The sequence below is a fragment of the Hoeflea sp. YIM 152468 genome, from assembly GCF_029210485.1.
Taxonomy (GTDB): domain Bacteria; phylum Pseudomonadota; class Alphaproteobacteria; order Rhizobiales; family Rhizobiaceae; genus Hoeflea.
On the sequence record NZ_JARGET010000026.1, the window covers coordinates 1 to 24,615 of the forward strand.

Below are 24,615 nucleotides of genomic sequence, written 5' to 3' on the forward strand. Positions count from 1 at the left end.
GCCGAGGCCGGTTCCGCCTCCGGTCACAAGCGCAATTTCGCCGGAAACATCAAACAGCTCGCTGGCCCGCACCCTCAACCCCTTTGTGTGTTGTCGCTCGATTTGTGCACGAAATTGAACAAAAACACGCCATGCGTGCCGCCGCAACTGACAACTGGTAAAGCTTATGCACCACTCGTTGCGTGATGTGCATTTTTCCTGATAAACACTGGCGCAGCATCGCTCGGCAGATCCGGGTGGTGTCAAAAGGGGAACATGGTTGATCACACTCCTATTAACTGGAGGTGAAGCAACCGGGAGAACAAGATGCAAAGTCTATTGACGTTGAGCCGGGCTATTGACCGGATCAATGAGTTTTTCGGCCGCAATGTGGCCTGGCTGGTCCTTGCAGCGGTGTTGATTAGCGCCGGCAATGCGACAATCCGGAAGATGTTTGACATGTCGTCAAATGCCTGGCTGGAAGTACAGTGGTATCTGTTCGGCGCGGTTTTCATGCTCGCAGCCGGATATACTTTGCGCAAGAACGAGCATGTTCGCATCGACGTTCTGGCTGGCAATCTTTCCAAGAAGACACGTGACTGGATCGACCTCGTCGGCCATTTCATCTTCCTGCTCCCCTTCTGCATCATGATGACCTATCTCGCCTGGCCGTTCTTCTGGCGCTCGTTCCTGTCTGGCGAAATGTCAAGCAACGCTGGCGGTCTGATCATCTGGCCGGCCAAGGCCAGCGTTCTGCTCGGTTTCATTCTGCTGACCACGCAAGCTGTGTCCGAGATCATCAAGCGCATCGCCATCATTCGTGGCCTCATTGAGGATGAGCCCGGCAGCCGCCACGACTTGCCGCCGCAAGTGGAAGCCGGGCTTGAAATGAAGGGCGACAGGGATGCTTGATCTTGTTGCTCACAATCTCGCGCCGATCATGTTCATAACCGTCATGGCGATGTTGTTGATCGGGTATCCGGTTGCCTTCACGCTCGCCGCTGGCGGCATGTATTTCTTCGTTGCAGGTGTCGAACTTAGTGAGTATTCGCCCGAAATCCGGCTTTCCTGGCCCTTGGCTCAGGCCAACATGAACCGCGTTTTCGACATCATGCGCAACGACACGCTGCTGGCGATCCCGTTTTTCACCTTCATGGGGCTGATTCTGGAACGCTCGCGCATGGCCGAGGATCTGCTCGATACCGTTGGTCAACTCTTCGGCACCCTTCGCGGCGGCCTCGCCTTTGCCGTCATCATCGTCGGCGCACTGCTGGCAGCCACCACCGGCGTTGTTGCCGCATCTGTCATCGCCATGGGACTGATCTCGCTGCCGATCATGATGCGTTACAATTACAATCCCGGGCTTGCAGCCGGCACGATTGCTGCGTCGGGAACGCTCGCGCAGATTATTCCACCATCCCTTGTCCTCATCGTCATGGCCGACCAGCTTGGCCGTTCGGTGGGCGACATGTATGTCGGTGCATTTTTCCCGGCGATGATAGTCGTTGGCATGTACTGCGCCTACATATTCGCCATTGCCCTGATCAAGCCGCATTGGGTGCCTGCGCTGCCACCGGAAGCACGGCCGCTTGGCAATGGCGGACCTTCACTGATCCTGATCCTCTTGAGCGCAGTGGCGCTGTTTGTTTTGGGCTACATTTATGTCTTCCAGGAACTGCGCTATGAAACCCGGGTCGTTTGGTCGGCGCTTGCCGCGACAATCATTCCTTACGCTTTTGCAATGCTCAACCGCACCCTGAAACTGGGCTTCCTCTCCAGGATGGCCGAGCAGGTGGTGATCGTTCTGATTCCGCCGCTTGCGCTGATTTTTCTGGTGCTTGGCACCATCTTTTTGGGCATAGCAACGCCCACCGAAGGTGGTGCCATGGGCGCCTCCGGTGCACTGGTGATGGCTTCGATGAAGCGCCGTCTGGATATGAAAACACTTGTCCAGGCGCTGGATTCCACCGCGAAACTGGCAACCTTCGTGATGTTCATCCTGATCGGCGCACGGGTTTTCTCGCTGACCTTTTACGGCATTGCCGGGGACCGTTGGGTGGAGGAGTTGATGCTCGCCCTACCGGGTGGCGAGAACGGGTTCCTGGTCACGATCTCGATCATCGTTTTCATCCTCGGCTGCTTTCTCGATTTCTTCGAGATTGCCTTCATTCTTGTGCCGCTTTTGGCGCCAGTGGCGGAAAAACTGGGCATCGACCTGATCTGGTTCGGAGTCTTGCTCGGCTTCAACCTGCAGGCCAGTTTCCTCACCCCGCCATTCGGATTCGCACTGTTCTATCTGCGCTCCGTGGCCCCCATCAAAGCCTGGCACGACAAGACGACCGACCGAATGATCGACCCCATCACCACCAAGGCGATCTACACCGGAACCCTACCCTTCATCATCATACAGATTGTCATGCTGGGCATTCTGATCGCTTTCCCCGGTCTTGTGACCCACTACAAGACCGATCCGATAATGATGGACCAGAACGACATCGACGACGCGATCAACAATATCGGCAGTGGCGGATTTGGTCTGCCCGGCTCGGGTCTGAGCCTGGACGGCGGTTTTGGTCTTCCAGGCACACCAGGCTCCGGGGACTCCGGCGATGTCGGCATGCCCGCAATGCCGAACTTTGGCGGGCCATCTCAGCCGGCCGACAGCGAAGACCTGCCCGCGCCTGAAGGCCTGCCCGCGCCGGGCGGCGCGACAGGGCTGCCCAACTTCAACTGACCAGTTCCGGGTTACCTGAAACCGGCAAGGGGGGGAATGCCTGTGGCAGCAATGCTACCGCGCCATGCATCCAGTTGGATGCGCAAGGGCGGCTGTGGCGCTTTGAAAGCTGACATGTCGCGTTCAAGAAAAAAGCCCCGGAACAGAAAGTTCCCGGGGCTTTCACTCAATTCGCGTGAAATGGCGGCCTGTTAGAGCTTGCCACCGCGCTGCTGGATCATCATGAATGTATCCATATTGTACTCAGCCAGCTGGAACCAGAGATAGCCATCGCCACGATACCCCATATAGGAATCGTGGAGTTTCTTGAACTGAGCGTTTTCTGCGCCGATTTCCGCATACACCTTGTTGGCCGCGCTGAAGCAAGCCTCGAGGATTTCCAGACTGTAGGGACGCAGCTTCGTGCCTTCCGACACCAGCGTCTTGAGTGCTGGTGGATTCAAGATGTCGTAACGCGCCATCATCACGCTGTTGGCGAGCGCTGACGCCGATTTCACGACGCCCTTGTATGCGCTTGGCAACTCATTCCACTTGTCCAGGTTGATCAGGTTCATCAGCGTCACGCCGCCTTCCCACCAACCCGGATAATAATAGTACGGGGCGACCTTGTTGAAGCCGAGCTTGGAGTCATCATAAGGGCCGACAAACTCGGCCGCGTCGATGGTGCCCTTTTCAAGCGCAGCATAGATGTCGCCACCTGGAATATTCTGCGGAACCACGCCGACTTCCTGAATGATCCGGCCGCCAAATCCGCCGATGCGCATCTTGAGGCCTTGCATGTCGGCCACAGTGTTGATTTCCTTGCGGAACCAACCGCCCATCTGGGCGCCGGTGTTACCTGCCGGGAAAGCAATCATGTTGTTGTCGGCGTAAAACTCGTTGAGCAAGTCCAGCCCGCCGCCTTCGTACAGCCAGCCATTGGTCATGCGCTGATTGAGACCGAAGGGAACACCGGTTCCGAACGCCCAGGACGGATCCTTGCCAAAGAAATAGTAAGACGCTGTATGCGCTATCTCGATCGTGCCATCGCGCACCGCGTCGGCACCTTCAAGCGCACCAACGATTTCCCCGGATCCATAGGTCTGAATCTCGAAATTACCGTCGGTGGCTTCGGAAACAGCCTGAGCGAAAACTTCCGCCGCGCCGTAGATCGTGTCGAGTGCCTTTGGAAAGCCTGAAGAGCATCGCCATGTAACCTTCGGCGTTGTCTGCGCTATGGCCGGTGCGGCCAGCGTGGTTGCAGCTGCAGCGCTTGCGCCGGCAACCCCAGCCTTCTTGATAAAGGAACGACGATCCATAAATTTCCTCCCAGTTGAAACAACGCCGGAGGGCGAGTGGTTTGTCCACCTGTTGTACCTCGACGACATGGATGTAACTAACCATGTTGCGGCTGGCCTTTCAACCGCGCGCCGGAATTTCAGCAGCGATGGTCCGTCTTTATTGCCGGTTGCCCTGATCTCGAATCAGGTTCACAATTTCATCGTTTTCCGCAGCCGGATCAGGCAGCGATGGAATTGACAAACTTCGCATGAAACGCAAGAACCAGGCATTGCGGATCGCTGCAAAGCGTCCGTCGGATCAAGGGAATTGGGCAATGCACAGTGGACTAGTCGCAATACCGGCAGATATCCGCGAGTTCGAAGGATACACATGGCATGCAGCTCCCGACCAATACATCATGGCCGCGCTCACAGGCTCCAATGTTCTGCCATTGATAATACCTGCCCTGACCGAGGGCACCGATGTCGATATGGTGCTTGACCGGGTCGACGGTGTGCTGATCAGCGGATCCCGCACCAATGTCCATCCGTCAAATTACGGTGAGGACGAGACAGACCATCACGGCCCTTTCGACCCTGCCCGTGACCTGCTCAGTATCGCCCTTATCCGACGGACCATCGAGCGCGGAATTCCGCTGCTCGCCATCTGCCGCGGCATTCAGGAACTCAACGTCGCGCTTGGCGGCTCACTGGCCACGGAAATCCAGGAGTTGCCAGGACGGATGGATCACCGCAAGCCGCCGACCGAAGAGAGAGACGAGGCGTTTGCGATCCGCCATGCCATCAAGATCACGCAAGGCAGCTGTCTGGCGGCCATCCTCGGAGAAGGCGAGGTTCAGGTGAATTCGTTGCATCGGCAAGCGATCTCGCAATTGGCGCCGCGACTGGCGGTTGACGCGGTCGCAGAGGACGGCACCATTGAGGCTGTCAGCGTGATTGGCGCGCCCGGCTTCGCGATCGGAGTACAATGGCACCCGGAATACTGGGTCGGCAGCGACGTGGTTTCGGACAAGATCTTCGCCGCTTTCGGCGACGCTGTCAGGACGCGCCATACCCACACGGCTCAAGCCGCCGAATAGAACATTTGGCTCCAAGCCGCGCTGCGCATCCCGTCCCGTATGCGGAACGGGATGCCTGTCGAGCCTGGCAAGGTTTCACCGCGCAGCGCGGTCGATGCCAGTGCACTCGGGAACCGGCGTCAGTGCCGGCCGGCCATCAAGCCAGGCGGCGAGATTGTCCACCACCAGATCTGCCATGGCGTTTCGGGTCGACACCGACGCCGACGCCACGTGCGGCAGCAGACTGACGTTCGGCAGGTCCATCAACGCCTGCGGCACATTGGGTTCATCGGCAAACACATCGAGCCCGGCTGCGGCAATCCGCCGGTCAGCCAGCGCTGCTGCCAAAGCCGGTTCGTCAATGGTCGATCCACGCCCGACACTGATCAGCACACCTTGCGGGCCCAGCGCCTCGAGAACATCGGCGTTGACCGCTTTTTCAGTTGCCGCGCCGCCGGGAACCACCACAATCAGCGTATCGACAGCCGCTGCCAGCCCGATCAGGCTCGTGTGCCAGGGGTAGTCGACATCCTTTCTCTCGGTACGGGTATGGTAGTGGATCGGCAATCCGAAAGCTTCCAGGCGCCGGGCGATCGCCAGCCCGATTCGACCCAATCCGAAAATGCCGACGGTACGATTTCTCAAGGTCAGCGGAGTGAGCGGGTAGGCCCCGTCAGTCACCCAGCGTCCGGCACGCAGATACGCCTCGGCCTTTGGAAACTCACGCAGCGTGTTGAGCAGCAATCCGACAGTCGTGTCGGCAACCTCATCAGACAGCACATCCGGCGTGTTGGTCACCATGATGCCCCGCTTGGCCGCGTGGTGTGTATCCACTGCATCGTAACCTACGCCAAAATTGGCAATAATCTCGAGATTGGGCAAAGCATCAATGAAGTCGGCCGTGATCCCGGTCATCGCAGCGATGCCCCTGACACGTCCGCGCGTTTCCTCATTGATCAACCCGGCATCCGCTGCCCCGATCGAGATCGCTTCAAATTCCGCTTCGACTCGTTCGCGAACCCTGGGATGGACCTTGCCCGGCAGCAGAACCACGCGATCCGAACCGCTCATCGGCCCGCTCCCGGATTGAGCGGTGACGTTGACTGCCGGATCCGCATTTCCGGTTTTATCAAGTGCAAGCCATCGGCTTCGCTTGATCCATTGAGTTTGTCGAGCAGTGCCCGTGCCGCGAAACGGCCGACTTCCGACTGGCCGTTCCAGACCGTCGTCAACGCCGGCGTTGCAATTGCCGCTTCTTCAAGATCATCATAGCCCGTCACCGAAATATCCTTTCCTGGTATAAGACCTGCTCGCGCAATGCCGTTCATCAGGCCAATGGCCACAAGGTCGTTCCAACATACCGCCGCCGTCGGCTTAAGCGGATTCGCAAGAAAATTCACCGCCGCCTCAAACCCGCTTCGCTTGGTTCGCGGCCCGGGAATCCTCAATGCCGGGTCGACGGCAAGCCCGGCTTTCTGGAGCGCTTCGGCATACCCTGCATAGCGATCTCGTCCGGTCGACGTATGGTCGGTTCCGCCGATCATGGCGATGCAAGTGTGGCCAAGGCTGATCAGATGGTTGGTTGCAAGCGCCGTGCCATAGGCATCATCACCGCGAAATGTCGGCACATCAATCTCCGGCACCGAGCGGGCAATCAAAATAGCAGGCATGCCATTGTCTTCGGCCAGGCGAATGTCCGTGGCAGGGGTTCCAATAGCCGGCGACATGATCACACCATCCCCGCCAAGTTGCAGCAAAGTCTCGATGAAATTGCGTTGCTTGTCGACGGAATCATAGTGATTGGACAGAATGAAGGTCTGCCGGCTGCGATCGAGCTCGGTCTCGATTGCCTTGAGAATCTCCGCGTAGAACGGGTTCATGATGTCGTGAACGACAACTCCGATGATTCCCGACCGCGAGGTTCTGAGCGAAGCAGCGCGGCGGTTGTAGATGTAACCAAGCTCTTTGGCCTTTTCCTTGATGCGGTCCCGCGTCAGGTCGGCCACCAGCGGACTGTCGCGCAAGGCGAGAGAGACGGTAGCCGTCGAAAGGCCCAGGGCCTCAGCGATGGTAGACAGTTTAACTTTTTGCGCCAAATCCGGATTCCCTTTGGCGGAGCACCTCGCCCCGATTCAAACGTTTAAAGGAAACTAAAAGGTTTAAACGGGACTGGCAATCAATCAGTTACCGAGACGAGCCATCTGCGGACAATGGTGCCTTATCCTGCGGCGGCAAAGCATCCGGCAAATCATCACAATTCAGGCTTGCCGCTATATTGGCATCGACCGCCGCCAGAACCGCAACCAGATCTCTGAGCTGTTTTTTCTTCAGCCCGGCAAACGCCATTTTTTCGGTCCTGCGCTGCGACTTGCGGACCGATTTGATCTGGTCACGCCCGGCTCCGGTCAGAAATACCAGCATCTTCCGCCCGTCATTTTGTGAACTTTCACGCCGCACAAACCCTTGCGCCGCCAGACGCCCAATGGTCTTGGTAATCGTCGGCGCCTTGACCCCCAGCGAGACCGCTATCGCACCCGGTGTCTGGCCGTCCCTCGCATCGAGGGCCAGCATGACGCTATCCTGACCGGCATAAAGGCCAATATCCATCAAATGACGGGACAAAGCGGTCCGCGTGTTGCGCGCAACCTGATTGATCATCGAAAGTGCCTCAGCAGGGACACTCGCTTTGGATTTCTTGCCCTTGATTGTCTTTGTGGCGGACATCGACAGCTCCTCCTTGCGGGCTTAGGCCCATCACCATAGGGTCCGACCCTATTCAAGCCCTAGCGGAAAAACCACCACATGACCCTACAAACCGAACCAATCGCAATCCTTCCCCTGGGAGCCCACGAACACCATGGCCCCCACCTGCCCTTCGAGACCGATGCGTTGATTGCACAAGCTGTGGCCGAACGGCTTTGTGCGGCAGCGCCGGCTGAAGTTCAGACCGAACTGCTGCCGGTCGAACCGGTCGGTTACTCCATCGAGCACATGGACGTGGAGGGAACCCGAACTCTTGGTTTCGATGAGGCGGTCAATCGCTGGCTGAATATCGCTGCCGCCTGCTCCACCCGCGGCCTGTGCCGGCTCATGTTGCTCAATGCCCATGGCGGCAACGCGCCATTGCTGACAATTGTCGCCACCGAAGCCCGGGTGCGGTTCAACATGCTTGTTGTCGCCACAAGCTGGACGCGTTTTGGCATACCCGCCGGCCTGATCCCGCCGGAAGACAAGATCCTGGACATCCATGCGGGAGACATTGAAACCTCGGTGATGCTGGCGCTCAGACCCGATCTTGTCCGGCTTGACGCGTTGCAGGATTTCCCCTCGCGGCAGGCGGACTACGCCACACGCTTCACCCATCTGCGTGCCTATGGCCCGCATGCATTCGGCTGGAAAATGTCGGATCTCAACCCCGACGGCGCCGCCGGCAAGGCCAGCAGGGCCACCGCGGACAAGGGGGAAGCGATCCTGGCGCACGCCGTGCACGGTTTGAGTGACTTGCTGACCGACATGGCATCGTTTGACGTAAACGATCTCACTTAGATCCGTCATCTCATCCCGCCCGGCCCTGCCTGGTCGGACATCAAGGCCTGTTCGCACGCAAGGCACCGGGCGGGAACCTCAAGGCCGGCAATCATCGAGGCCATAGGAGTTGGCAATGGCGCCCCAAATCATATCCTTGTGAATGGCATATGCCGTTCCAACCGCCTATATGAAGGTCAACCGCATTTTCCGGACAGAGAGATCCCATGAGCGAAGCGCCATCCCCTACCCCTGTGGCCCAGATCCCCGTCACCGTGCTGACCGGCTATCTTGGCGCCGGCAAGACCACCCTGCTCAACCGGATTCTCTCCGAGCCGCATGGCAAGCGCTATGCGGTGATTGTCAATGAATTCGGTGAAATCGGTATCGACAATGACCTGATCGTCGAATCCGACGAGGAAATCTACGAGATGAACAATGGCTGCGTCTGCTGCACCGTGCGCGGCGATCTGATCCGCGTGGTCGAAGGCCTGATGCGCCGTCCCGGCCGTTTTGACGCCATCATCGTCGAGACCACAGGACTTGCCGATCCAGTGCCGGTGGCCCAGACATTCTTCATGGACGAGGACGTCCGCGCCAAGACCAGGCTCGACGCTGTCGTCGCGCTGGTGGATGCCTTGCATCTGCCTGCCCGGCTGAAAGACAGCCGCGAGGCCGAAGACCAGATTGCCTTTGCCGATGTGGTGATCCTGAACAAGACCGATCTGGTGACCCCGGAGCAGCTCGAGGCCATCGAACGAACGGTCCGCGCAATCAATCCGTCGGCCCGCATTCACCGCACCGAGCGCGCCGCCATACCACTCGACGCCGTGCTCGACCGTGGCGCTTTTGATCTCAGCCGGGCGCTCGACAACGACCCGCATTTCCTCGATCACGATCACCCCGATCATGTCTGCACACCGGATTGCGATCATGATCATCATCATCATCACCATCATGGTCACGATCACGGTCATGACCATCACGGCCACAGCCATCACGACCATGCCGCTCCGGCCGCCATTCACGATTCAACCATCGAATCGATCTCGTTGCGCGGCGGGCCACTCAATCCGAAACGGTTTTTCCCCTGGATCGAAAAGATCACCCAATTGGACGGCCCGAACATTCTCCGGCTCAAGGGCATCATCGCCTTTGAAGGCGATGCTGATCGCTACATCATCCAGGGCATCCACATGATCGTTGAAGGTGATCACCAGCGCGCCTGGAAAGACGACGAAAAGCGCGAAAGCCGCATCGTCTTCATCGGACGCGATCTCGACCGCGAGAAGCTCGAGCGGACCTTTCTGGCCTGCCAGGCCTGAGGGGTTCAGATCATGCCAACTGTCGCCCCGATTGATCTCGATGACCATTGTCTGGCCGCAGCTTTTCTGGAGGATGTTCCGGTCTTCGCTCTGGCCTCAGGTCAGGTCGTACGCCTCGACCACGGCACCCATAGGCATGAACTGCATGACGGCTTGCTCGCCACCGCCATCACCTGGGACGGCAAGAGCCTGATCAGCGGCGGCGAAGACGGCAAGGTGATGCGGCTTGACGCAGACGGGACAGAAACCACGCTGCGCCCGTCCGGACGCAAATGGATGGGCGCTGTTGCCACCGGTCCGCAGGGCGCGGTCGCGTTTGCCGAGGGTCGCACAGCAACAGTGTTGCTGGCTGACGGAACCGAACGGACTTTCGAAGAGGCGCGCACCATCGAAGGCCTTGCCTTTGCACCGAAAGGCCTTCGGCTGGCGATGACCCGCTACAACGGCGTGTCTCTCGTTTTCGTGCACGGCAGCGCACCTGCAATCGACTTCGAATGGAAGGGTGCCCACAATCAGGTGATGTTCAGCCCTGACGGCCGGTTTCTGGTCACCGCCATGCAGGAAAATGCGCTGCATGGCTGGAAGCTGGACGGCAAGCCGGGCGGGGAACAGCGCCACATGCGCATGACCGGCTACCCCGCCAAGGTCAAATCGCTGTCCTGGTCGAACAAGGGGAAATGGCTCGCCTCCTCCGGGGCTCCCTCAGCAATCGTCTGGCCGTTTTCGGGCAAGGACGGGCCTATGGGCAAAGGACCGCTCGAACTCGGTCAGCGCGCTGACACGATGGTCACCTGCGTCGCCTGCCACCCGCTGGAAGACCTTGTTGCCATTGGTTTTGGCGACGGCATGGTCCTTGCTGTCCGCTTTGCCGACAGCAAGGAAGCACTGTTGCGACGCCCCGGCAAGGGCCCGGTCACGGCCTTGGCGTGGAACAGGTCCGGTCGCCTGCTGGCGTTTGGATCGCAAGCAGGCGATTGCGGCGTTGTCGACATAGCCGGCTGAACTCGTTCCTGATCAAGACCAGGAAATTTCCAGCTGCGGGCGTCCATTGGATGTGCGCGCGCTGCTTGTCCCATGCTTGCCGATGACGCCGTTGACCCGCTTTCGGAAGGCGGAGAAGCTGTCGAAGGTGACAACATCGATGGCTTCATCAAGATCAAGCGACACCCGAAAATGCCCAGGTGCGGATGTGATGGCCTGGATACCCACCACCTTGGCGGTGAAGGGCTGGCCCAGATAAGCTCCGCTCACCCGGCTGCCGGGTGCCAGGCTTTCAGGCCCGGGCCGGTTGCCTATCGCCGCGTACAGCGTGTTCCAGTCATTATACCCGTACTGCGCGGCAATCAGCTCCAGCGCTTTGGAATGGCCGATGGTTTCACCGCTGGATTCCAGTCGGGTTCTCAGGCGTCTGGCCTGATCCTTGAGTGTGCTCAAATTTGGCAAGGGCGTGAAGTCACGCATGGCAGATCTCCTGTCATGACATACCGTATCCAAGGGGTGTCCGCGTTCCACCATCTGGCATGTCATCAAAAAGGTGACTGCTTGAAAGCCGGAGACTTCACCATGGCAATCTGCCTGCGAACGGCCGGGGCTCCAGACCCGAGAGACGTCAAATAGGTATGCCAAAGCTGATTGTCAATCTGCGGCATGTGGCCCAGAATACCGGCCAGGAATACAGAAGGATAAATTTAGCACGGAAAGGAGGGAACCTTTTGCGAAGACGTGCGTTGGAAATCTCAACGCGCGAGGAGAATTGCATGACCCGGCCGAAATCCGCCCCCCTGCTGAGCGCCACACGACGCAGTGTGTTGACCGGAGGAACGGCTCTGGCCGTTTCCGGCTTTGCGCCATGGCCTGGCAAGGCTTTCGCCGCAACTGTCGACATAGATGATTTTCTGGATCTTTCGATAAAGCTCACCGGCAATCCAGACCTTGCGGCGGAAGATGCCGCAAAGATGCTGCAGGCTTTCAAGTCCATCGGAAAAGCCGAGGAACTTGCCGCGCTGGTGGAGGGAAATGCCAATCCGGATCTCAGCAACGGTATCGTTGCCGCCTGGTACAGCGGAGTGTCGCCCGATCCCGAGAGCAACGAAGTCATTACCTACACCGAAGCCCTGATGTGGCCGGCGATGAGTTACAGCAAGCCGATGGGCTATTGTGGCGGCGCAACCGGGTACTGGGCCGATCCTCCCGCCAGCTGACCTCTTCTCGGCCGCATTTTAAGATTTACGGGAGCCAGCACCATGGCGCATGACATCACCGCAGACATTCTCATCATTGGGACCGGCGTCGCCGGCGCGATGGCCGGCGCCAAGCTCGCAGCCAGGGGTCTGAGCGTCGCCTTTCTCGAATCGGGCAAGCGCATCGATCGCTATGACGCGGTCGAAAAATTCTGGAATGCCAAGATCAAGGTGCCGGAGTCCCCTTACCCCAATGATCCCGAGGCGTCTCATCCGCTGTCACATCGGATTGAAGACTTCTATCAGCAAAGCGGGCCGGAACTGTTCAAGTCGACCTACATCAAGGTGGTCGGCGGGACGACCTGGCACTGGCTTGGCACGACATTGCGCAATCTCCCTTCCGACTTCAGACTGAAATCGCTCTACGGGCACGGCGTCGACTGGCCGCTCAGTTACGACGATCTTGAGCCGTTCTATCTCGAAGCTGAAAACGAAATCGGTGTCGCCGGAGATTCGACCGAGGATCTCGGCTCGCCACGCTCGGGCGAATTCCCGATGCCGCAGATTGCGATGACCTATCTCGACAAGCACTTTGCCTCGGCACTGGACGGCACCCGGTATCAGGTCCGCGCCACACCGCAAGGCCGCAACTCGCTGTTCCACGCGGATCGGCCGGAATGTTGCGGCAACAATTCCTGCATTCCGATCTGCCCGATCCAGGCCAAATACGATGCCACTGTGCACATCGCCCTGGCAGAACAGGCCGGCGCCACGATCCACGACCAGACCACAGCAACAAAATTGAATGTCGGAGAAAATGGCGAAATCGGCTCGGTCGAATTCCGCCGTGCAGACGGCACCACCGGCACCGCTTCAGGCAAGGTCGTCATTGTCGCCGCCCATGCCATCGAGACGCCGCGGTTGCTGTTGAATTCCGCACAGGAGAACGCTCCCAACGGCGTCGCCAACAGCTCCGACCAGGTCGGTCGCAATCTGATGGATCACCCCACCCGCCTGAGCTGGGCCGAAGCATCTGAACCGGTATGGCCCTATCGCGGCCCGCTTTCCACATCCGGCATCGAAAACCTGCGCGACGGCGACTTCCGCAAGCAGCGCGGCGCATTCCGCATCGAAATCGGCAATGACGGCCACAGCTGGCCCACCGGCGCGCCCGCGACCACGGCGGCGGATTTGGCAGCTCAGGGTCTGCGCGGTGGGGAGCTGGATGCGGCGATCAAGGACGTCACCTCGCGTCAGATCCGGCTTGCCTCGCTGGTCGAGCAATCACCGGACGCGGAAAACCGTGTGACCCTCGACCCCGACAAACGGGACGCCAATGGCATTCCCTTGCCGCGCATCCGCTATGATTTCGACGCTTACACGCGCAACGGCCTCGAGGCCGCCGAAAAGGCACATGAGGAAGTGTTTGCGGCTCTCGGTGCCAGGAACGTTCGCCATTCGCCCGAGGCTCAGGGCGCCGGCCATATCATCGGCACGACAAGAATGGGCTCGGACTCCGCGAGCGCCGTGGTTGACGCGGATTTGCGCAGCTTCGACCACCGCAATCTTTTTCTGCTGGGGTCGGGAACCTTCCCCACCTCTGCCACGGCCAACCCGACCTTGACCATCGCCGCCCTGTCACTGCGCGCAGTCGATGCGATCGCGGCCTCCGTCAAATAGACGGGCGGCGCATTGGCCCGGCAGCGCGGAAGAACCGAGCCTGGCGCGAGAGATCAAGCAGCCGGACCGGTCGCTTCCATCACCCCGCCCAGCGCTCCTTCGCGGTATTCCGTCGGGCTCACGCCGACACGCTCCCGGAATGCGCGGTTGAAGGGCGCAAGCGACGCGTAGCCAAGACTGAAGGCATGCTGGATGATCTGCTCGCGCGCCATTTCCGGGTCTGAGAGGCGGCGTTTGGCTTCCCGAATCCGGTAATCATTCACAAAAGCTGCGAAGTTGCGGTAGCCGAGACCGCCGTTGATCAGGCGTCGCAGCCGGTGCTCGGGCACGTTGAGCACATCGGCCAGGCCACCGATGGTAAGTCCCGGCTCCAGATAGAGCCCGCCATCCATGGCCTTGATCACCCGGTCCAGTTCAAGCCGATCCGCTGCGGTCAGCTCACCGCGCCCGGCCGCTGCAACTGATCCATTGCCCGCACGCTGGAACAACCCCTCCTTCAGAGCAGTCAGCCAATAGGAAAAACCCAAGGCCAATGTGAAATAGACCGCCGAATAGGCAAGGCACAGGTCGGCATAAAGCGGCGCGTTGATGCTGATGAGGTTGGTGACGAACACCAGCAGTGTGAACGGCGGAACCGAGAACGCCAGCGCCAGACTGAAACTGCGCCGCTCATCGACCAGATCGCTGGCCCGATTGCACAAGGCCCGATAGATGATCAACCCGAACAGCGTCGCATTCATCGCCACAAGCGCCATGGTGAAAGGCCACCGCCAGTCCTCCGGTGCAAAGGCGGCACCAGCAACAAGCGGAAAAGCAACCGCTACCGGCCAGAAAATGCCGACCCGCCAGCTGAACCGGTCATCAAACAACGCCAGCACGAACCACCACAGAGCAATGAAGTGCAATTGCTGGAATGCCAGCATCAGCGCGGGTGGCGGCGCCAGCATCTCGGTGAGTGTTGGTGCGTTGAGAATGATCTCCACCAGACCCGAAACACCGAACAGGATTCCGGTCAGGCACAACGGTCCGAAATCCGGACGGCGCACAAAGCGCGCAATCACCAGCAACAATATCCCGAACGTCGCACCCCGCAGGAAGAGGTCGATAAAGCCAGCCAGAGTCAATTCAATCGACATGTTCGTATCCGTGATTTGCGCGTCACCGGCGCGGGTGCGCGTCAGCCAGTCCTCGAGATAGGTGTTGCCGGGCCAACAATCCAATCGATTCCGGAATTGTCGCCTCAGAAATGAAACTTCCGCTTCGGATTTCAAAGGAGCGCGGCATACCCGCGTCCCGGGCACCAGGTTCAAGACATCGCCGGTTTTGCTCTCCCGCACAGGGTCAGCGGAACCGGCCTGAAAATGCCAAACCACTCTTGAAGGAGATCCCCATGAAAAAGATGACCGCAGCCATGGCCTTTACACTGGCAACCCTGTTGCCGTTCACCGCAGGCTCAGCCTTTGCCGCAACCGCCACCACCCAGGCCGAACTGTGCGCCACGGCGCCGGCCAAGGCTGCAGACGCAAACATTGATTGCGCAGCCACCTCCAGCTTTGACCGCGACGCCAACGCCGCCGCGAGCAAATATCCGTCCAGCCCCATGAACTACGGCAGCGGGCTCGTGTTCTGATCAAGCTCAGACCTGTCAGCAGCGCCGCGTCTTGTGAAAGTCGCGGCGCCTGTCTGTTGGCCATGCCCGCCGGCTCGATATCCCCTCCGGTTTCAAGCGCTCTGCGCCAGGGAATGGGCGCGAGTCCCGCGCGGCACACTCTCCCATTATCAAGGTGGGCCGTGAAAACGGACGCACAAACTTGATTTGCTTGTTTTCCCTTGAAATAACCTATCATTGAACAATATCGGTTTACTGTTCGATTTGTGCAGACAATGCCCATGATTGCCAAGCCGCGACGCGCACCAAGGACCCGACCCATGGATACATTGACCCGGATTCGCGCTTTCATCGACGTGGTCGAAGCCGAAGGCTTTTCGGCCGCCGCGCGCAAGGTTGGCCGGTCCAAGGCGCTTTTGTCAAAATATGTGCGCGAACTCGAAGACGACCTCGGCGCCTTGCTGCTCAACCGCACCACCCGCCAGTTCTCGCTGACGGAAGCCGGCCACACCTACTTTCGCACCGCTTCCGACATCCTCAAGGAAATCGACAATCTGGCTGATCTGGTGCGCGAAGGTTCGAAAGACCTCAAGGGGCGCATCCGGGTATCGGCGCCGCGCACCTTTGCCGACGCTGCCATCGGCCGCTCGCTGATTGAATTTGCAGCCGCCCATCCCGACGTGACGCTGGAAATCATCTCGGATGATCGTTTCGTTGATCTGGTCGAGGAAGGCTATGACGTCGCGATCCGCATCACCAAGCTTGAGGATTCCGGCCTTATCGCCCGCAAGCTTTCATCTTTTTCCCTGATCGCCTGCGCGTCACCGGAATTTCTGGCGAAACATGGACCGATCACGCATCCGTCCCAGCTTGCAGACCTGCCCTGCATCATCGATACCAATGGCCGGTTCCTCAACAATTGGCGTTTTGAGAACAAGGACGGGTCCACTTTCTCGGTCTCGGTCAAGGGACGGCTTGAGGTCAACAGCCCGCTGACGGCGATGCGCGCAGCCGAGGCCGGACTGGGTGTCGCGATTCTCCCGAACTTCGTTTTCAAGGAGCGCCAACCGGTCGGAACGCTGGTGCCGATCCTCGATGATTTCCTTTCTACCGACAGCGGGATCTATGCGATCTATCCGCATCGCCGCTATCTTCCCGCCAAGGTTCGTGCCTTCGTCGATTTTCTGACCCAGTGGTTCAAGACCGCCGCCTGATCCCGCCTGTCCTGGTTCCAAATGTCGCGGTGACTGGCGTCTGCCGAATTTTCGTCCATATTCAATGGCAAAGCACAGCACTGATCAGGACAGACAGAATTGCGGACCATGACCCTACATTCTAAGTGGCGCTTGCCAGCCATCGCTGCTTTTGCCGCCATGCTTGTCCCCGTGCCTGCCTTGGCACATCCGCATGTGTTTGCCGACGCTCGCCTCGAGGTTGAAACGTCTGCCGATGGCAGGGTGTCGGAGTTCCGGAATGTCTGGCGTTTTGACGAAGTGTTCTCGTCCAGCATCGTCCTCGATTTCGATGAAGACTCGAATATGGAGCTCGATGCCGGCGAACTGTCAAAGATCAGCGATTTGGTCACGCATTCACTGGCAGAGTTCGATTACTACACGACAGTCAGCATCGATGGCCGGGATGTCGAGATTGCGCTTCCTGAGAGGATCAATGTTGCCTTCCAGGACGGCCAGTTGCTGATGTTCTTTGCCGTTGTTCCCAAGGAGGAGCTCCGCCTGACCGGCAAGATTGCCATCGGCGTGTTCGATCCGACCATGTATGCCTCTCTCGACTTCATTCATGATGAGGACATGGTCATAACAGGGGAGTCGGCTTCCCGTTGTGCGCGCAAAGTGGTGCGGCCGGACCCGGACGAAGTGATGGCGCAGAATCAGGAATTCCTGACCGAAGCCTTTTTTGAAACAACCACCAACAATGATTTTTCAAAGCTGTTTGCCACACGGCTGGAGCTCGATTGCAAATGAAGCCTGTCATCTCTCGCGTTGTCGTTCTGGCAGCCGTCTGTCTTGTGCTGCTGACCACTATGTCCCATGCCCAGTCATCGCTCGGCATCGGCACCGCCGAACCGATGATCCGCCCCAACGGTTTTGGCGGCCCCTTTCTCGGCTGGATCAATCAGCAGCAGCAGGCATTCTACCGCGCGCTGACCGGGACTCTGAAAGCCATGCGGTCCGATCCCTGGCAAATGTGGGGACTGGTCAGCCTGTCGTTTCTTTATGGTATCTTCCACGCCGCCGGGCCGGGCCACGGCAAAGCGGTGATTTCATCCTACATGATCGCCAATGAAGTGGCGCTCAAACGAGGCGTGGTGCTTGCCTTTTTGTCATCGATGCTGCAGGCGGTAACGGCAGTGGCACTGGTTGGCTTTGCCTATTACGTACTGCGTAGCTTTGCCATATCGATGACCGAGGCGACGCATTTCATGGAAATCACCAGCTATGCGCTGATCGCCGCCTTCGGGTTCTGGCTGCTCAGCCGCAAACTGCTGTCTTTGCGCAGCAAGCAACCCGTCGCGGTGTCAGCTGCGGGGCACCAGCACGCTCATGCCGATCATCATCAAGGCCATGATCATGGTCATCATCACCATCACCATTCAGATAGTGATGCCTGCTCCACCTGCGGACATTCGCATCTTCCCGATCCGGCGCTGATCTCCGGTCGTGACTTCAGCCTGCGCGAAGCCTGGGGCGCAGTGGTGGCGGTCGGTCTCCGGCCTTGCACGGGCGCACTGATTGTGCTGACTTTCTCGATGCTGAACGGCCTCTGGCTGGCCGGCATTGTCTCGACATTCGCCATGGCGCTCGGCACGGCAATCACGGTGTCCGCTCTGGCAACACTTGCGGTGATGGCCAAGGGGGCCGCCGTCCGCCTGTCTGGCGCCTCGATGGGAGGTCATGTCGGCACCCTCATCGAAATACTTGGAGCAGCGATTGTTCTGGCTCTCGGATTGCTGTTGCTGGCCGCATCGCTGCAGGCCTGAGCCGCTCTATTCGGGCTTGTCCTGGGGCTTTTGCTGGCGCTTGCCGCGCAGCCAGAACACGGCAAAAAATGCCAGCACGAACGCGATTCCCACCGCGTAGGAAAGCCAGGGCGAAATCTCCGCCAGGGCGATCATCATCGAGGGCATGAAATAAAAGGCCAGCCCGGTGGCGCCAAGAATCACCGCAGCAGCAATCGCGGAAGAGCGGTTCGTGGCTGTGGGTTCGCTCATGGGACTTGTCCTTTGCAAAGTGGCATTCATCCACCGATTTCATCTGTTTCTGCACCACGGCAACACACGCGGCCATTCTGCCGCATCATCTACCTGTCATTGGTTTGCCGCTGCAAGCCGTTTCACGCTTCGGCGACACCCATCAACCGGTGAACCGCACATTTTCCGGCTGCACCTGCTCGCCATAGCGGCATCATCCGACGGTCTGCCTGATATCCTCCAGACGCTTCTTCTGCCGACCGTCCGGTTGGAAATTGGATGGGGCAAGCCAGGCTTCAAAAGCCCGCTTGCGCTCCGGCCATTCACTGTCGAGCATCGAAAACCAGGCCGTATCGCGGTTCATTCCCTTGGCAACGATGTGCTGCCGGAAGACCCCCTCGAACTGGAAACCCAGACGGGTTGCCGTCACCTTCGAGGGGGCATTGTCGTTGTGGCATTTCCACTCGTAGCGCCGGTAACCGAGACCCTCGAACACATGCCGCGCCATTAGGTAATGCGCTTCAGTTGACATTGGCGACCGCGCCATTGCCGTCCCGTGCGCGACCGACCCCACCTCCACCACACCGTTTGCCGGATCAGGCCGCATCAATGACGCCATGCCGGCAATATCTCCCGTATGGCGGCTACGGAAAATACAGGTGACCCAGCCCAGATTGCGCCCGGAGCGATCCAGCCAGTCACAGAGTTCGGATGCTTGCGAATAGGGGCCATTGGGGAAATAACGGATCAGATCGTTGACGCCAGCCCCGCCCAGCGCCTCCCATAACCCGGCCTCATGAACATCGCGCCGATATGGCTCGATCATCACATACCGCCCCGTCGAAGAAAAACCCTCCGGCGCAGGCCGTGCAGTCCATTTGGTCAAATCACGCATTGGTGCCACCTGAATTGAAATCCGCGCCGGGATAGGACATGAGTTGTTGCGACAAGACAACCACTGCCGCGAGGAAAAACACGATGCTCCATCCCGTTGCCGCCTTTGACCGCATTGGCGAAGAAAATGCCTTCGCAGTGCTCGCCCGTGCTACCGATCTCGCCAACCAGGGACGCGACATCATCAATCTCGGCATAGGCCAGCCGGACTTCAAAACGCCGGAACATATTGTCGAGGCGGCGGTCAAGGCCTTGCGCGACGGTCATCACGGCTACACACCGGCCAATGGCCTGCTGCAGACCCGGGAGGCGGTCTGCCGCAGAACCCTTTTTATGACCGGTGTGGACATCTCACCGGACAGCGTCATGATCATGCCCGGCGGCAAACCCACCATGTATGCCGCCATCCGCATGCTTGGTGAACCCGGCATCGATATCCTCTATCCCGATCCCGGCTTTCCAATCTACCGGTCGATGATCGAACATGTCGGTGCGCGCCCGATCCCGGTTCCGATGCGTGAAGAAAACGGCTTTGCCTTTTCAGCCGAAGAGACACTGGCTTTGATCACGCCCCAAACCCGGCTGCTGATCCTCAATTCGCCAGCCAATCCGACCGGCGGCGTCACCCCGAAGATCGAAATCGACAAGCTGGTCGCCGGACTGGCCGCCCATCCACATGTCGCCATCCTTTCCGATGAAATCTACGACGTCATGACCTATGACGGAGAAAGCCACACCTCGCTGCTGATCTATCCGGAGATCCGGGACCGGCTGATCGTGCTCAATGGCTGGTCCAAGTCCTGGGCCATGACCGGCTGGCGCATGGGCTGGTCGATCTGGCCCGCCAGCCTGATCGGCTATGTCCGCAAACTTGCGGTCAATTGCTGGTCCTGCGTCAACGCTCCGTCGCAATTCGCGGGTATCGCAGCCATAGACGGTCCACAGGATGCGGTGGCCGGGATGCTCACGGCGTTCGACCGCCGCCGCCAGCTGGTCACCGACCTGCTCAACGATTTGCCCGGCGTGTCCTGTGTTCTCCCGAAGGGCGCCTTCTACGCGTTTCCGAACATCTCGGCCACCGGCTGGAAGGCCAAGAAACTCGCCAGCGCTCTGCTTGAAGAGGCCGGTGTCGCCCTGATTGGCGGTCCGGATTTCGGCATTCTCGGCGAGGGCTACATTCGCGTCTCTTGCGCCAACTCCGATGAAAACATCGAAGCCGCCATCGCCCGGGTGGGAGAATTTCTGGCCGTGAAGAAACCCTGAACAGAAAAGGGCGGCTTGCGCCGCCCTTATCCGTCATGCCGTTCTTGGGAGGAGTGAAATGGCATGTCTGACACTCAGGCTGCGCTCAATTAGTTAACAGCAGATTAACGTTGATAGGCCGGTTTGACCTTCAGGATCGTGTAACCTGCAGGCTTTCAGCATCCGGCAAAATGGCGGGGCGCGCATGCGTGCCGCGATCCGTTCGATTTTGCGCAATCCTGGTCTCGGGCTGCCAGTACCTATCTGGTCACGATTTCCGGCCCCATCAGACTGTAGGGCAGCCAGGTCGACAGGCCCGGCACATAGGTCACGATGATCAGGAACAGGAACAGTACCGCCACGAAAGGCAGCGCTGCGCGGACCACCTGCACCAGACTCATGCCTGTGATGCCGGAGGTGACGAACAGGTTGAGCCCGATCGGCGGCGTGATCATGCCGATCTCCATGTTGACCACCATGATGATCCCCAGATGCACCGGGTCGACGCCGAGTTCCATCGCGATCGGAAACACCACTGGCGCCACAATCAGCAGCAGACCGGACGGCTCCATGAACTGGCCGCCGATCAGCAGCAGAATGTTGACGGCAATCAGGAAGGTGAACCAGGTAAACCCGTAGCCGAGCATCAGCTGGGTGATCGCGTCAGGAATCCGCTCCGATGTCAGCACGTGGGCAAACAGCAACGCGTTGACGATGATGAACATCAGCATGATGGTGGTTTTCGACGCGTCCACCATCACCTTGCGGGTGTCTTCGTTGAAGAAAGCCTTGCCGAAATTGCGACCCATCAGGGACAGATTGCGGCTCCAGACAGGAAGCCCGGCCACCAACGCGCCAGGCACACCGGCAAGTCCCTTGTCGCCACGCCAGGCTGTGTAAGCCACCAGAATGGCAAACGAGATTGCCAGCCCCAGATTGGAGCGCCCTGCAAAGGTGATGCTATCGGAATCATTGGTGGCGAAAAACGACAGGATCATCCAGACGAAATAGAATGCCAGGGCATAGACGACCCCGGAAAACCCGGCACGGGCACTGCGTGAATCGGTCTCGCTCACCCATTTGATGCCTGCCATCGGCCCCATGTCCCGATAAATGAAGAGGGCAATAAAGAAAGAATAGACGGCGGCGACGGCAGCGGCTTCGGTCGGGGTGAAGACTCCGCCATAAATGCCGCCGATAATGATGATGATCAGGAACAGTCCCCAGCCGGCATCCTTGCCGCCCGCGACGATTTCACCAAATCCGCGCCATGGCTCCGACGGCAGGCCCTTGATCCGCGCGACGATGTAAATCGCGATCATCAGCATCAATCCCGCAACAATGCCGGGCATCACGCCAGCCAGGAACATCCGGCCGACCGACACATCCGTTGCCGCCGCATAGACCACCATGACAATCGATGGTGGTATGAGGATGCCAAGAGTTCCGGCATTGGCGATGATACCGGCTGCAAATTCCTTCGAATAGCCCACCTGCCGCATGCCGGCGATGGCGATGGTGCCGATGGCGACGACCGTGGCAGGAGACGAACCCGACAAGGCCGCAAACAGCATGCAGGCAAGCACGCTTGCCATGGCCAGGCCGCCCCGGAAATGGCCGACTGTCGCGATGGCAAAGCGGATGATGCGCTTGGCCACGCCCCCTGTCGACATGAACGCCGACGCCAGCACGAAGAACGGGATGGCGAGCAAGGTGTAGTTTTGCGATGCGGTGAACAACTGGATGGCGACTGAGGACATCGAATCGGTGGAGAAGAACGCAATCAGAAGGATCGACGACAGCCCCAGCGACACCGCCACCGGCACACCGACAAACAACAGGCCAAGAACGAGCACAAACAGAATTGTGGTTTCCATGCCGGATCAGTCCTTCAAAACGTTGCGGTTTTCGGCAACGAGGTCTTCCGCCTCATGTCCGGCAATGATCAATTCTCGGTCGCCGCGCCATATCGCGATCATGGCTTGCAGCGCCCGGAAGCCGAACAGGCCCAGGCCGATGGGGAGAATGAGATAGGCAATCCAGCGCTGCACACGCTCCCGCAGCCCGAAGCTGTCCTGCATCCAGTCCGGATAGCGCAGGTCATCAAGGCCGATGCCGATCTGGTACATCTTTGACCAGTAAACCATCGCCCCGCCGCGGGTCTCGGCGCCAAAGACGCCGAGCCACACAGATTCAATCAAAATAGCCGCGTAGAGGAAGGCGCAGACTGCGCCGAAAATTGCAAAAGCCCGGAAAACCGGTTTGGGAAACAAGCGCAGCAGCGCGTCGACGCCCAGATGCATCCCCTGTTTCAGGCCGTAGCTCATACCGAACAGGATCATCCACGCAAACAGGATTCTGGTAAACTCGAGGGCGCCGGTCCAACCGCTGTTGAAGCCGTAGCGCGCGACAACCTGAGTGAAGGAGACGATGGTGATCAGCGCCAGAATGATCGCGAGCACATTCTCCTCGAACCGGGTCACTGAATCCGGGTTGCGCCGTTCCGCGATCCAGAACAGCAAGATCACCCCGCCCATGATAAGATAAGGCAAATACGCGTTCATGGCGTCCCCCTCGATTGCCTGTTACCCGCCCGCAGTCACATGGACGGATCCGGGAGAACGGCCCCCCGGATCCGCCTTGCAGAAAGGACCGACCTAGCTTGCGTCGTTTGAAGCGACCGCAGCTTCAATCACATCGACGCCGATATCGCCTTCGAACTTTGTCCAGACCGGCTTCATCGCATCTATCCAGGCCTTGCGCTGCTCGGCATCAAGTTCGCGGATCGTGCCGCCGGCATCGAGAATGTTCTGCCGGTTTGCAGCTTCCGTCGCGGCGACCGCGGCATTGGCTTCGATCGTCACTTCATCTGCGATCTTGACAAACTGGTCGCGGAAATCGGCGTCAAGGCTGTTGAGCCATTCCGTCGAGGTCACGAGAAGGTAGGCCAGCACCTGGTGGTTCGTTTCAGTGACACCGTCCTGAACCTCGAAGAACTTCTGCGTGTAGATGTTCGACCAGGAATTTTCCTGCCCATCGACAACACCTGTCTGCAACGCGCCATAGACTTCCTTGAACGCCAGTTTCTGGGCCGAGCCCCCCATGGCTTCGATCATCGCCACGGCCACGTCTGAGGTCTGGACCCGGAATTTCAGGCCATTGGCGTCTGCCGGCGTCAGCAGCGGCTTGTTGGCCGAGAACTGCTTCAGGCCTGACGACCAGTAGCCAAGACCGGTGTAACCGACATCTTCCATGACAGTCAGCAGGCCCTTGCCGGATTCTGATTGCGTAAAGCCGTCAACCGCCTTGAGGCTCGAGAACAGAAACGGCAGATCGAACAGACGGTACTTGAGCGTATAGGCTTCGAACTTCGAAAGCGACGGTGCTGCGAGCTGGACATCGCCCAGCAGCAGAGCCTCGAGAACCTTGTCGTCGTCAAACAGCGTCGAATTGGCAAACACTTCCATGCAGGCCTTGCCGTTCATTTCCGAGTTGACGCGCTCGGCCAGCAGGGTTGCTGCGTCACCCTTGGGGTGACCGGTCGCAGCCACGACGTGGCTGAACTTGATGACCATTTCACCGTCATCGCAGTTTGCCGAAGCGGCATTGGCGGTGATCAGGAGGGCGGCGGCAGAAACCGCGCCAGAAAGAAGCTTTTTCATGAGATATCCTCCACTGGGGCAAGACTGCCCGGGACTGCACTGGCGAAGCGGAGACCGGAGAAATCCGGGAATGCCAGCACCGCGTGTGGATGCGCCCTTCCCGGCGATGTCCTCCCGCCCATCGCGTTCACAAACTATAACAGCAAATGCCATGCCATATCCTGGAATCCGCTCGGATCGCCTGGATTTACGCGCAATTTGGGCAAAAACCTGAACACCCATGGATCAAAATCACGTCT

Annotated in this window: 25 protein-coding genes; 14 read left to right on the plus strand and 11 right to left on the minus strand. The window is 59.1% G+C overall.

What is annotated here, in order from left to right; all coding sequences use genetic code 11:
* The 3 genes from PZ897_RS13470 to PZ897_RS13480 all read left to right on the plus strand — a co-directional run.
* On the plus strand, positions 1–186 hold a 186-nt coding region (locus PZ897_RS13470; protein WP_275752893.1), incomplete at its 5' end, for a hypothetical protein.
* Between the two features lie 120 nt (positions 187–306).
* Positions 307–891: a TRAP transporter small permease subunit gene (locus tag PZ897_RS13475; RefSeq protein WP_275752895.1), complete on the plus strand. Its 585-nt coding sequence runs from the start codon at positions 307–309 to the stop codon at positions 889–891.
* Complete coding sequence (locus PZ897_RS13480) at positions 884–2,713, plus strand: TRAP transporter large permease subunit (RefSeq protein WP_275752896.1); 1,830 nt, start codon at positions 884–886, stop codon at positions 2,711–2,713. The genes PZ897_RS13475 and PZ897_RS13480 overlap by 8 nt, the downstream gene beginning before the upstream one ends.
* Before the next feature lie 191 nt (positions 2,714–2,904).
* Here the strand turns inward: PZ897_RS13480 and PZ897_RS13485 are convergent, their stop codons facing one another.
* Positions 2,905–4,011, minus strand: coding sequence for a TRAP transporter substrate-binding protein (locus PZ897_RS13485; protein ID WP_275752898.1), 1,107 nt, complete (start codon positions 4,009–4,011; stop codon positions 2,905–2,907).
* 296 nt (positions 4,012–4,307) lie between these two features.
* Here PZ897_RS13485 and PZ897_RS13490 point away from each other — a divergent pair, with 296 nt between their 5' ends.
* Positions 4,308–5,072 (plus strand): gamma-glutamyl-gamma-aminobutyrate hydrolase family protein, encoded by a 765-nt coding sequence (locus PZ897_RS13490; protein WP_275752900.1) that lies wholly within the window; start codon positions 4,308–4,310, stop codon positions 5,070–5,072.
* Positions 5,073–5,147: 75 nt separating this feature from the next.
* On the opposite strand, the gene PZ897_RS13495 is transcribed toward PZ897_RS13490, so the two are convergent.
* The 3 genes from PZ897_RS13495 to PZ897_RS13505 all read right to left on the minus strand — a co-directional run bounded on the left by PZ897_RS13495 (position 5,148) and on the right by PZ897_RS13505 (position 7,775).
* A complete protein-coding gene (locus PZ897_RS13495) occupies positions 5,148–6,122 on the minus strand; it encodes a 2-hydroxyacid dehydrogenase (protein WP_275752902.1) in 975 nt (324 codons plus the stop codon).
* A complete protein-coding gene (locus PZ897_RS13500; RefSeq protein ID WP_275752905.1) occupies positions 6,119–7,147 on the minus strand; it encodes a LacI family DNA-binding transcriptional regulator in 1,029 nt (342 codons plus the stop codon). Before PZ897_RS13500 ends, PZ897_RS13495 begins: the two co-directional genes overlap by 4 nt.
* 88 nt (positions 7,148–7,235) lie before the next feature.
* On the minus strand, positions 7,236–7,775 hold the full coding sequence (locus PZ897_RS13505; protein WP_275752906.1) for a MarR family transcriptional regulator: 540 nt from the start codon (positions 7,773–7,775) through the stop codon (positions 7,236–7,238).
* A 78-nt stretch (positions 7,776–7,853) separates the two neighbouring features.
* Between PZ897_RS13505 and PZ897_RS13510 the strand changes: the two genes are divergently transcribed.
* The 3 genes from PZ897_RS13510 (at position 7,854) to PZ897_RS13520 (ending at position 10,903) form a co-directional block, all read left to right on the plus strand.
* Positions 7,854–8,597 carry a creatininase family protein gene (locus tag PZ897_RS13510; protein WP_275752907.1) on the plus strand — a complete coding sequence of 248 codons (744 nt, stop codon included), beginning with the start codon at positions 7,854–7,856 and terminating at the stop codon, positions 8,595–8,597.
* Between the two features lie 206 nt (positions 8,598–8,803).
* Positions 8,804–9,901 (plus strand): GTP-binding protein, encoded by a 1,098-nt coding sequence (locus tag PZ897_RS13515; protein WP_275752908.1) that lies wholly within the window; start codon positions 8,804–8,806, stop codon positions 9,899–9,901.
* Between the two features lie 12 nt (positions 9,902–9,913).
* On the plus strand, positions 9,914–10,903 hold the full coding sequence (locus PZ897_RS13520; protein WP_275752910.1) for a WD40 repeat domain-containing protein: 990 nt from the start codon (positions 9,914–9,916) through the stop codon (positions 10,901–10,903).
* Between the two features lie 12 nt (positions 10,904–10,915).
* On the opposite strand, the gene PZ897_RS13525 is transcribed toward PZ897_RS13520, so the two are convergent.
* On the minus strand, positions 10,916–11,362 hold the full coding sequence (locus PZ897_RS13525; RefSeq protein ID WP_275752911.1) for a glyoxalase superfamily protein: 447 nt from the start codon (positions 11,360–11,362) through the stop codon (positions 10,916–10,918).
* Between the two features lie 296 nt (positions 11,363–11,658).
* Here PZ897_RS13525 and PZ897_RS13530 point away from each other — a divergent pair, with 296 nt between their 5' ends.
* Together PZ897_RS13530 and PZ897_RS13535 are read left to right on the plus strand one after the other, a co-directional pair.
* Entirely contained in the window at positions 11,659–12,102 is a 444-nt protein-coding gene (locus tag PZ897_RS13530) for a sugar dehydrogenase complex small subunit (RefSeq protein WP_275752913.1), read from the plus strand.
* Between the two features lie 42 nt (positions 12,103–12,144).
* Entirely contained in the window at positions 12,145–13,761 is a 1,617-nt protein-coding gene (locus tag PZ897_RS13535; protein ID WP_275752915.1) for a GMC family oxidoreductase, read from the plus strand.
* A gap of 53 nt (positions 13,762–13,814) precedes the next feature.
* On the opposite strand, the gene PZ897_RS13540 is transcribed toward PZ897_RS13535, so the two are convergent.
* Entirely contained in the window at positions 13,815–14,981 is a 1,167-nt protein-coding gene (locus PZ897_RS13540; RefSeq protein WP_275752916.1) for an AraC family transcriptional regulator, read from the minus strand.
* A 170-nt stretch (positions 14,982–15,151) separates the two neighbouring features.
* On the opposite strand from PZ897_RS13540, the gene PZ897_RS13545 reads away from it, so the two are divergent.
* From PZ897_RS13545 to PZ897_RS13560, 4 genes are all read left to right on the plus strand, one after another.
* Positions 15,152–15,391, plus strand: a complete 240-nt coding sequence (locus PZ897_RS13545; protein WP_275752918.1) for a hypothetical protein — start codon at positions 15,152–15,154, stop codon at positions 15,389–15,391.
* A gap of 299 nt (positions 15,392–15,690) precedes the next feature.
* The gene (locus tag PZ897_RS13550) at positions 15,691–16,584 is read left to right on the plus strand and encodes a LysR family transcriptional regulator (protein WP_275752920.1); all 894 of its coding nucleotides are present in this window, start codon (positions 15,691–15,693) and stop codon (positions 16,582–16,584) included.
* Positions 16,585–16,692: 108 nt separating this feature from the next.
* On the plus strand, positions 16,693–17,352 hold the full coding sequence (locus tag PZ897_RS13555; RefSeq protein ID WP_275752922.1) for a DUF1007 family protein: 660 nt from the start codon (positions 16,693–16,695) through the stop codon (positions 17,350–17,352).
* Positions 17,349–18,368 (plus strand): nickel/cobalt transporter, encoded by a 1,020-nt coding sequence (locus tag PZ897_RS13560; protein ID WP_275752924.1) that lies wholly within the window; start codon positions 17,349–17,351, stop codon positions 18,366–18,368. The genes PZ897_RS13555 and PZ897_RS13560 overlap by 4 nt, the downstream gene beginning before the upstream one ends.
* A gap of 6 nt (positions 18,369–18,374) precedes the next feature.
* Here the strand turns inward: PZ897_RS13560 and PZ897_RS13565 are convergent, their stop codons facing one another.
* Together PZ897_RS13565 and PZ897_RS13570 are read right to left on the minus strand one after the other, a co-directional pair.
* The gene (locus PZ897_RS13565; protein ID WP_275752926.1) at positions 18,375–18,599 is read right to left on the minus strand and encodes a phage holin family protein; all 225 of its coding nucleotides are present in this window, start codon (positions 18,597–18,599) and stop codon (positions 18,375–18,377) included.
* A 193-nt stretch (positions 18,600–18,792) separates the two neighbouring features.
* On the minus strand, positions 18,793–19,473 hold the full coding sequence (locus PZ897_RS13570) for a GNAT family protein (RefSeq protein WP_275752928.1): 681 nt from the start codon (positions 19,471–19,473) through the stop codon (positions 18,793–18,795).
* An 83-nt stretch (positions 19,474–19,556) separates the two neighbouring features.
* On the opposite strand from PZ897_RS13570, the gene PZ897_RS13575 reads away from it, so the two are divergent.
* Positions 19,557–20,735, plus strand: coding sequence for a pyridoxal phosphate-dependent aminotransferase (locus PZ897_RS13575; RefSeq protein ID WP_275752930.1), 1,179 nt, complete (start codon positions 19,557–19,559; stop codon positions 20,733–20,735).
* A gap of 239 nt (positions 20,736–20,974) precedes the next feature.
* Here the strand turns inward: PZ897_RS13575 and PZ897_RS13580 are convergent, their stop codons facing one another.
* The 3 genes from PZ897_RS13580 to PZ897_RS13590 all read right to left on the minus strand — a co-directional run bounded on the left by PZ897_RS13580 (position 20,975) and on the right by PZ897_RS13590 (position 24,376).
* On the minus strand, positions 20,975–22,591 hold the full coding sequence (locus PZ897_RS13580; RefSeq protein WP_275752931.1) for a TRAP transporter large permease: 1,617 nt from the start codon (positions 22,589–22,591) through the stop codon (positions 20,975–20,977).
* A gap of 6 nt (positions 22,592–22,597) precedes the next feature.
* Positions 22,598–23,278 carry a TRAP transporter small permease gene (locus tag PZ897_RS13585; RefSeq protein ID WP_275752933.1) on the minus strand — a complete coding sequence of 227 codons (681 nt, stop codon included), beginning with the start codon at positions 23,276–23,278 and terminating at the stop codon, positions 22,598–22,600.
* A gap of 93 nt (positions 23,279–23,371) precedes the next feature.
* Complete coding sequence (locus PZ897_RS13590) at positions 23,372–24,376, minus strand: DctP family TRAP transporter solute-binding subunit (protein ID WP_275752935.1); 1,005 nt, start codon at positions 24,374–24,376, stop codon at positions 23,372–23,374.
* Between the last annotated feature and the right edge of the window lie 239 nt (positions 24,377–24,615).